The sequence below is a fragment of the Oleiphilus sp. HI0117 genome, assembly GCF_001635235.1.
This window is the reverse complement of sequence record NZ_LWGA01000851.1, coordinates 1-10,120: the sequence shown is the minus strand read 5'-3', so window position 1 is coordinate 10,120 and position 10,120 is coordinate 1. Positions and strand designations below refer to the sequence as shown.

General features: G+C 45.8%; 4 protein-coding genes. 3 read left to right on the top strand and 1 reads right to left on the bottom strand.

What is annotated here, in order from left to right; genetic code table 11:
• Positions 1-285: 285 nt before the first annotated feature.
• The 3 genes from recC to recD are packed head-to-tail and all read left to right on the top strand — an operon-like array spanning position 286 to position 9,490.
• Positions 286-3,885 (top strand): exodeoxyribonuclease V subunit gamma, encoded by a 3,600-nt coding sequence (gene recC / locus A3757_RS14605; protein WP_068507846.1) that lies wholly within the window; start codon positions 286-288, stop codon positions 3,883-3,885.
• Complete coding sequence (gene recB / locus A3757_RS14600; protein WP_068507845.1) at positions 3,882-7,487, top strand: exodeoxyribonuclease V subunit beta; 3,606 nt, start codon at positions 3,882-3,884, stop codon at positions 7,485-7,487. The genes recC and recB overlap by 4 nt, the downstream gene beginning before the upstream one ends.
• The gene (recD, locus tag A3757_RS14595) at positions 7,484-9,490 is read left to right on the top strand and encodes an exodeoxyribonuclease V subunit alpha (RefSeq protein ID WP_068507843.1); all 2,007 of its coding nucleotides are present in this window, start codon (positions 7,484-7,486) and stop codon (positions 9,488-9,490) included. Before recB ends, recD begins: the two co-directional genes overlap by 4 nt.
• Before the next feature lie 68 nt (positions 9,491-9,558).
• On the opposite strand, the gene A3757_RS14590 is transcribed toward recD, so the two are convergent.
• A partial coding sequence (locus tag A3757_RS14590) for a ketopantoate reductase family protein (RefSeq protein WP_304439190.1) occupies positions 9,559-10,120 on the bottom strand: 562 nt, incomplete at its 5' end.

Genomic DNA, 10,120 nt, shown 5'->3' with positions numbered 1-10,120 from the left:
ACGGTTTAAATGTGACTCTGTTCAAAAAACACTCTCATGATACAAAAAAACAATGCAGGCGTCGACTTTATTTGTTAGCAAAAAATCCAATAATATCAATGAATAAGGACTTCCGCTCATGTCTTGAGAGCTTACATTAAGTTTGCCGATTAAGTTGATGACTCGTAGTTGAAATAAGCGCGAAAAGCAGGTGAAAGTCCTGATGATTTCAGTTAACGTATCAACGATAATAAAGAAATAGCGCTAGCTCTTCGCACGCAACTCTCAAATCTGACTGATTATTTAATGCTTAAATTTTACCCTTCGAATCGCACTGAAAACCTCGCTTTCATCATTGCTGAAATAATGAGACGAGAACCACTGAAAAAAATCTTTGATCAGGAAAAGGTGATTATTCAAAGTTTCGGTATGGGCACCTGGCTTCAGCAGCAAATATCTGAAGAATTGGGTATCTCTGCGATGGTTGAATGTAGCATGCCAGCGTCTTTTATTTGGAAATTGGCTGAAGCCTTATTACCGAAGCCTCTGCAAGTACAGGGCTTTGAGAAACAGAATTTAAGGTGGCAGCTTTTTGAACAATTGCCGAGTAAGCTTGCCCAGCCCGAATATCAGCGCTTACGGCGTTATGCCAAGAGCTTATCACCAAACACTGATGAGGGGAGTGCTGAGCCTGCGCTGGGTAACGCTGGCGATGAAGCGCTATCCCAGTCTTTAGTGTTTGATATGGCGAGTGTCATAGCCGACGTTTTTGATGGCTATCAAAACTACCGCCCAGAATGGTTGCAAGCATGGGAGCAAGGCAAGCCGATAAAGAGCCTTGCTAGCGGCCTGGATTCCAAAGACTACAGTAGTCCTCAATTTACCGAATTGGAAGCTTGGCAGGCTGACTTGTGGTGTAGCGTTTATCCTGACTTGCCCTTGGCGCAACGACAGCATCGTTCCAGTCTGCTGACCAGGCTGGAGTCCTGTATTAGAGCGCTACCTAAAGGGGCGGAACTTCAGTTACCCGAACGAATCTTCGTATTTGGCCTGTCAGCCTTGCCTCCTAGAATGCTGGCTGTTATCAAAGCTTTAGCTGAACACATTGATATACACGTTGTGGTGAATAACCCTTGTCGCTACTACTGGGGTGATGTGATGAGTGAGTATCAGCAGCTCCTGCTTAATCAGTCATTGCTTGCGCGGGGCGTCAGTGCTGAAACGGTAGCGGAAAACTTTATTGAGCATAACACCTTGCTCGCGTCATGGGGAAAGCTTGGTCGCGATTATATGTCGCTATTGATGCAAGAAGAAATTTTCGCTGATCTAGCCACCGAGCTTTACGATGATCTTGGTGATGAAGATAATTCAGCGCTGAATTTAATTCAGTCAGATATCTTGAACCTGCAGAACCAGCACCATTGTGTGAATCCTGACGATAAGTCGATACGCTTCGCAAGTTGCCATAACCACTTAAGAGAGGTTGAGGCTCTCCACGACTACTTATTAAATACGCTTGATGCAAACCCCGGCTTAAATGCTCGCGATATTATTGTGATGGTGCCCGATATAGAAGACTATGCCGCCTATATTGAGGCAGTTTTTTCACGCCTTGTTTATGATCGCCATGGGCAAACGCATAGCCTGCCCTATGTTATTGCCGATCAGGCTTTGAATCGGCATCAACCCTTATTGGAATGTATTGGCAATCTATTGATACTCGAGTCAAGTCGGATGACGGCTGCCGAGCTATTAGATTGCTTGGACTTTCCCGCAATCAGGCAGCGATTTTCCATTGATGAAGATGAGCTGCTTAGTATTCATCACTGGGTCAAGGTCTTGAATGTTCGTTGGGGGCTTTCTGAGACGCATCGTAACAAGATATTAAATATAGAAGACGCAGGTGGCGAGACAACCTGGCTCGCAGCGCTTAAACGCCTGCTAAGCGCCTATATTCTCGGGCCTGTTCCTGTCGCCAGTTTTGCGGGTGAACAAGTGATACCGGAAGAGGTGTTCGGCTCAGATCAGCAGGTATTGGTGGGTAAGTTTGTTCGCTTTATTGACGTTGTTGAGCAAACGCTCTCAATGCAAGCGGGTGAAAAACATCCCCTTGATGCTTTGGCTACGATAGCAGATGTCTGGCGTTTATGGCTTGATCAGGATACCTTGCACGAAAGTGTTACTCAGGCAATGGCAAAGGCGCTAGAAGCCTTAAGTGATGAGTTTAGAGTTACTGGCTATGAAAAAGCTTTGCCATTTTCCATCGTTGCCCAGCAAGTGAAGCAAGTGTTGGAAGAAGAGCAGGTTTCGCAACGATTTCTTTCTGGCCGTATTAATTTTTGTACTTTGATGCCAATGCGCAGCGTACCGTTTTCATTAGTGTGTTTATTGGGTTTGAATGAAGGAAAGTATCCAAGGCCTGAAAACAAACCAAGCTTTGACTTAATGGCACGGTCTCCGGGGCGAGTTGGCGACCGCTCACGACGTGATGATGACCGCTACCTGTTTCTGGAGGCTTTGCTGAGTGCCAGGAATTATCTGTATATCAGCTATACGGGTCGCAATATTAGCGATAATTCTATTCGCTACCCCTCTGTACTAGTGAGTGAGCTACAGGATTATTGCCGCACGTATTTTAAAATAGAGAACGAAGCAGATGCCGATGTAGTGGAGTTGTGGACCAAGCAGCACCGCCTGCAAGCTTTTCACTCCGACTATTATTCTGAAAAAGTTTCTGAATCGCACAGTGAAAAAATACTAGACAAAAGCTACAACATGGACTGGATGACACTGTTTTCGCCAAAGCAGGAAGACCTTTCCAGAGGCTTGGAACTTGAGTCTAGAGAAGAGGATGAAACAAATGCCAATGTTCTGGAAATAGACGCGCCTCCATTACATCAGTTCGATATGTTTGCTGAGCCTCAAAGTGATCAACTCGTCGAAGACGATGAAACAGAAATACAGATCCAAAGTCTGTCTTTGGAAGAATTGCTTAGCGCCTTGTCTTCACCTCTTAAGTACTACTATCAGAAAATACTTGGTTTGAAGGTTAGCAAACTGCCAGATGATCTGGAAGAAAGTGAAGCCTTTGCATTGGACCGTTTGGATATCTATGCACTAAAGGGTGATATCTTAAGAACTGTCGTCAAGGACATGCATAAGGAAGTCGATTCTGACACGCTTACACAAGCGTGTTTTGATCAGTGGCGCTTATCAGGGAGGCTGCCAAAAGCACCTTTAGATGAAACTTACTTTGCTCAAGCGAAGGATGAACTTGTCGATTTATCTACCTATATTGAGCGAGCTTTAGCGAAAGAAGCGTCAACTTTGGTTATCGACTTCCAGCTTTCTGGTAAGCGCATAGTTGGTTCACTAGTCCTACTGGATAGCGCTGTTTGCGAGTTTAGTTTGAGCCGGAGTTCGCCAGCGTTGTTCTTTTCTAGCTGGGTAAAACATGTTGTGGTCAACTATCTATTTCACCATCAAGTTGCACCGGGTCACGAGACGGGACTTGAGCTAAAAACCGAGTCAAGGTTGATTAATGCAGAGCAAGTAACGATCTTTCCTGAATTGAGTGCTGCTGACGCAAAATCTTATATGGAGGGTTTGCTAGAGCTCTTTACGCTAACAGGGCAAGAAGCACTGCCATTCCTACCGAAGACTGCCTTTAGTTGGATATTTGAAGGCGAGTCAAAAGCGAGAAAAATATTTGAAGGTAACAAACAGGGCTACAACGCGCGTGAAGGTGAAATGGATGACCCTTATTGGCAGCGCTATTGCCTTTATACTGATCACGCCGAGGTTCGAGTTTTACCTGATATAGAGTCGCAGCGACTTGTTAAGCAAGTTGCTGCCTATAAAGAAGAGTTTATTTTCACCGACTTGCAAGGGGAGGTTCTAAAATGAAAACGCTAGACCTCTGTCAGTTCCCGCTTGATTCATTGTCACTAATTGAAGCGAGCGCAGGAACCGGGAAAACCTATGCGGTCGCCAATCTCTACTTACGTTATTTGCTAGAACAAAAGCTCGGGGTAGATGAAATTCTGGTAGTGACCTTTACCGAGGCAGCAACGCAAGAGCTTCGTGATCGAGTCCGTGCACGAATTCAGGAGCTTTCCCAGGTATTAAATGGTGAACCTAGTGACGATGAGGTGCTGAATTATTTGTACCAACAATCATCGGATATTGAGGCAGATAAACTTCGTTTAAGAATCGCAGAACGTCAAATAGACCAATCTGAAATCCATACAATTCATGGTTTCTGTCAGCAGCTTCTGGCGCGTCATGCATTAGATTTAAATGTCGCTTTTACGCAAAACCTGATGGAAGACACCAAGCCTCTGTTGCTGCGGGTCTGTGAGGATTACTGGCGCCAGGAAGTCTTTGCTCTACCACAAGAGTTGTTACTAGAGGTCTATAGTAACTGGGCGACGCCTGCAGAACTTATGTCGTCTCTTGAACCTTTGATTAATAGACGACCAGATGTATTCACACCAGCTGTACTTGAGGGTGGTCTTTCAGCCTGGGAGCAGCATTACCATGCCACAATTGATTGGTATCAAACACTTCGCTCACGAACCTTAGATAGCATCGATGAAGTACAGAAACTTGTCGCTGAATCAATGCTAAAAGGCGTGAACCATAAGAATAAATGGCTCACTTTGATTCGCGAATGGTGCGAAGCCGAGTTCACAAGTTTCGACTTTCCTAAAGCCAGTAAACGTAAGAATCTGTTTGAAGTCTTTACTCCAGGGTATTTAAGCCAAGACGTGAAGAAGGGTGGAGTGCCTCCAGAGCATGCCTACTTCAATTTTGTAGAAGCGCACCTGAGAAAACTTCCAGTTGGCTCACGCGAAGTGTTCTTGGTGCAAAGCTTCCAGGAGATCAGTAAACGGTTCAATGAAGAGAAAGAACGGCAACAAGCTGTCAGTTTTGATGACCTGATATTGAACGTAGCGAATGCTTTGTCTGACGAAGATACACGTAATATATTAATTAATACGGTGCGCGAGCGCTTTTCAGTAGCGTTGATTGATGAATTTCAAGATACCGATCGTGAGCAATACCATATCTTTTCGAGTATTTTCTCGTCAAGCATTGAGTCTCGCAAAGATGCCTCGATGGTGCTTATTGGTGACCCTAAGCAAGCAATCTATGCTTTTCGAGGCGGGGATATCGCCACCTACCTCAGAGCTAAGCAGGATATTGACAAACACCCGCGTGGCCACCAGTTCACAATGGATACCAATTGGCGTTCTTCGCCTGAGATGGTCACAGCAGTAAATCAGGTATTCCAGCGCGAATCGAATCCATTTATCGCAGAAGACATCCCTTTTAACGCTGTAAACGCGGCGAAGAGTACACCCGAGCACTTGCGTGGTCAGCCTGCGTTTTGCATCACTCAAGTAAGACCTGAAGGACGTGATATAAAAGCGATGACCTCCATACTTGCCGATCATTGCGTCCAACAAATTCTTGCATTGCTGACTGAAGGAAAGGCCGCTTACTCAGACATTGCCGTATTAGTTCGTTCAGGAAAAGAGGCCGAGCTAGTTAAGCAACGCCTTGCACGCTATGGCTTAAGTGCAAGCTACGAAGGCAAGAGCAATATTTACGATAGTGAAGAAGCGCAGGCCATTTATCGCTTGCTTGCAGCGATAGCAGAGCCGGGTGATGAGTATCTGCTAATGAGCTGTCTGTCTGAATTATTCTTTTGCATCGACGACGAACGCCTCTTGGATATTCGAAATAACGATAGTGTTTTGGAGTATTATCTCGAACTGTTTAATGACTTGCATAAATGTTGGAATCGCCATGGAGTCTTAGCCGCGATACGTGACGCTATGAGTCGCTTGGGTGTCTATGCATCTTGGCACCAGGATGCCTCACAGTTCCAGGACTGGGAAAGACGCCTTAGTAATGTTAATCAGCTAGCGGAGTTATTACAAAGTCAGGCGCAAGTCACACGTGGTCACTTTGCGCTACTGCGTTGGTTTCGTCAGAATATTTCAGCGTCGGTACTGGCTGATGATGAGAGTCGTCTACGTCTTGAAAGTGATGAACAGCTAATTCGTATCGTCACGATTCACAAAAGTAAGGGCTTAGAGTATCCCTATGTCTTTCTACCGTTTGTATTCACAGGCCGTGGTGCTGATATGGCGTGGTTTTATGATCAGAGCGGCAAGTTAAACCTCGACTTACTCAAGCAAGAGTCAAATGTCAGTTTGGTGGACCGAGAGCGGCTGGCTGAAGATATCCGCTTATTATATGTCGCACTGACACGAGCAAAATATCAATGCTTCCTTGGTACCTACTTTTATAAAGGCGCGGGCGTACTTAGTTTGGGGGTAGCGAAAACTGCCTGGGCTTATCTGCTTGACCGTGAAGCAATACTTGAAGGTTTGGACGAGGATAACTACCGTTCGGCTTTAGAGGGTTTGGCTGCACAATCAAATGGTGTCATTCAATTTAACTTACTCGACGAAGATGATTTAAGCGAGAGCCTAAAGCAACATCGTTTTGCGCACTTTAAATCAGAACAGGGTCGTGACAAGGGTCGGCAAGAGGCGATTGCTTGTGAACTGCTAGATAGAGGGTTGAGTAGCCAATGGCGAGTTCAAAGCTTTACCGGGCTAATGCAGGAAAGCCATGCGCGTCAGCATATTACGACATCACCAGGCTCCAATAGTCGCACGCCGTCGAAAGAGCCCGTAGCGGAAAGCGAAGAGCGAGAGTTAAGCATTTTTGACTTTCCCCGAGGTAGTAAGGCGGGTACTTTTTTACATACCTTGTTTGAAAGTATTGAATTCGAAACGGCTCAGCCGCTCACCAAACTACGCTCAGATGGCCAGCCTCTGAGCCTACGAGACATGATTGCAGAAAAACTGTCATTAAGTCGCCTTGTTGATGAAGGCGCTTTGCCTTTTTGGTCTGCCTATTTAAGCGAGTGGTTAAAAAATATTCTAGATGCCAAGCTAAGCGACAACTTTTCCTTATCGCAATTGCCACTAAGTGACTTTCAAGCAGAAATGGAGTTTTACTTTAAAGTTCAGCGCTGCCAAATCGGGCGTATTAATGAATTGCTTCAGTCGTACGCGTCGACCGTTCCAACACTTGAGTTTGCTTCATTTGAAGGGCACTTAAAAGGCGCCATTGACTTGGTTTTCGTCAAAGAAGGGCAGTACTTTCTGCTAGATTACAAATCGAATTACCTAGGCGATCAACTTGAAGATTATACGCACGACAAACTTTCTGAAGCGATGCTTGATCACCGCTATGACTTACAGTACCTCATCTATAGTCTTGCCTTACATCGCTATCTAAAAGCACGCTTGGGAGCTGCTTATCGTTATGAACGAGATTTTGGTGGTGTATATTATCTCTATCTTCGTGGTATGCCACTTAACTCTGATGGGAACGAGTTGGGCGCATCGCAAACGGGTGTCTATTTCATCAAACCTGAAGCGGCTTTGATAGAAGCACTCGACCTGCATTTGGAGGGCGCATGAGTTTAATTAAAACGCCTGTACTGAAAAACCTTGCTCAGCAGGTCGAGGCACAAAATACTGCATATCGCTGGCTTGATCTTTACGCCGCAGAGTTTGTGGTTAAAGGTTTGTTAGAAGAAGAGCGACAGCATGCCAGCAGCTTAGCGCTTTTAATCTGTGAACTGTCCTACGCGACGAGTAAGGGGCAAATCTGTATTGCCTTGTCAGCTCATAAGATAGGACTTGATCACGACTTCAAAGCTAGCTTATTGCAGCTCTCCGTCGTCGATGACTTCTCACAAGCGAGAGCTCATAAGAGGCTGCATGCAAAACAGAGTGTCAAGCCCTTGGTTGTTTCGGGTGATAAGCTGTATTTGACTCGTTATTGGAATCTACAGTGTGAATTCGAAGCTTGGTTAGCGAAAAGGGTGAGCAGTGAAAGCCTGAGTGACGAAGCACTCAGCGAGTCTCAGTTGGATCGTTTGAGTCAGTGTTTAAAAAGCATGTTTGCATTAAATGGTGTGGACTCAGACGAGAAACCAGACTGGCAAGCCGTTGCAGCTGCACATGCTTTGCTGCAAAAAACAACTTTGATTGCTGGGGGACCCGGTACCGGAAAAACCACCACAGCAGCAAGCCTGTTGCACTTGGTCGATCAATCATTCAGGCTACGTTTGGGCCGACCAGCAAAAGTAAGGTTGCTCGCCCCGACAGGAAAGGCTGCCGTTCGTCTAGCGGACTCAATCGCCTTCCAACTTAAGCGAATCGAAACTGAGCAGGCTGTGCTAGAAGGCTCAGATATGCTTCCACTTAGCGCGTGTTTGCCTGCTAATGGTGAGACGATACACCGTTTCTTAATCGACCATAAAGCTTTACCTTCGCAACACTCTTATTCAGAAAAACTTAACGCAGAGAGCCTCTTTTCGGGGCGGAGTGAAATTGCACTTACTGAAGCTGATATCTTAATTGTTGATGAGTCATCAATGATCGACTTGGCTTTAATGCATGCGTTAATCAAAACCGTGCCTGACACCACACAAGTGATCTTTATGGGTGACCCTTATCAGCTGCCACCCGTGGAGCCGGGCGAGGTATTCTCAGAGACGGTTAGGCGTTTTGAGGATATGTCTTATAGTAGCGAATTTGCCGATCGTCTGGCAAGTCTGACTGGCTATGAGTCAGGAGTCTTTCTAACTCCAGCTGTCGACAAAAAAGTAGCGAGTGAAGGCATTAATCAAGCGCTTTGCTATTTGAGAAAGACCTACCGCTTTGGTGGAGAACTTAAGCGCGCTGCCGAGCAAATTAATGCCGGTAATTTTATCGGTTTTCAAAATGACTTTTGCATTAGTCGCCACTTAGATAGCAATAACAAGCAGGTACGATGGTTCGACTATCAAGAGGGTGAAAACCAAGCTGAAATGAATGCTCAGCAAGTTCATCACTCAATCACGGCAGCCTATCAAAGCTATTTTGAGGCGGTGCAGAAGCAAGCAGATATCGCAGCATTGAATAGTGCCTTTGCTGACTTCCAATTGCTATGTTCGACTCATGAGGGCGAGCAGGGTGTGATCGCTATGAATAATTATATTGAACGAAGTTTGCTGGCGATGCTACCGGGGCACTATTCCGCCAATGTTGATACCGGATCTTTCCTGTATCATGGTAAGGCCATTCTTATTACTAAAAATCACGCAGACTTGGGTGTTTTTAATGGTGATATTGGCTTTGTCGTTGCTCGTAATCATGAGCCGGGTAGTACGGGAAAGTTTCAGGTGGAGGTGCCGCAAGGCTCGGGCGAGAGCATTATCGTATCACCGAAAAGGCTCAAAGCCTGGCAACCTGCTTACGCGATGACGGTGCACAAAAGTCAGGGCTCAGAGTACCAGCGTGTCGGGATTCTTCTTGCTGATTACGCTAAAGAACTTTTATCGCGTTCGCTATTATATACCGGTCTTACGCGGGCTAAACAGCGTTGTGATATATGGGCCGATACGCAGGCTCTGGAAAAAGCTTTTTTGGAGTGAATACTCAGCTAAAGTCTTAGGGTGTTATCTTTCCTCTGTGCAGCGAAGCGCTCTGTGACCTCGGTGGTTCAATGTGTAGGCAGAGCCTTAACCTTGCTCGCCAAATAACTATTCACTTCGCTACTTAAGGTATGCTGAGCCAAAAACCGGGCTGCAAAGCCATTGATATCATCAATTTCAGTGCGTTTACCCGCGCGAATATCTTGTAGCATAGAGGAGATATTTGTGCTGGTTTTTTGCATCACATCGAAAACCAGCGTTTCGATTTCATCACCGGAAAGAGGGTAGCTTGCTGTGTTTAGCAGCTCGCTAAGTTCTAGCTTCAGTATTGGCCAACCTTCAATAAAACGTCGTGATGTCCGTACTTGGCCATTCGGGCAATTTAGTAGCGCTGTATAGGGATTAATAGCGCAATTGATCACGAGCTTGTGCCACAAAGCCTGCCATATGTCCTTTTCGTATTGGAGTGTTAGCGTCTTGTCTAATGCGGGTGGCTGAAGGTAATTAAGTAGCGCTCGGGCAGCATCGTTAGATTCTGCAGCTTTGTTTAAGGGGCCGACGCGCGTAAGGCCGGAGCCTGCATGGACAATTTGATTTGAAGAAACCCGATTAGCGCCTTCAGTCGTGACG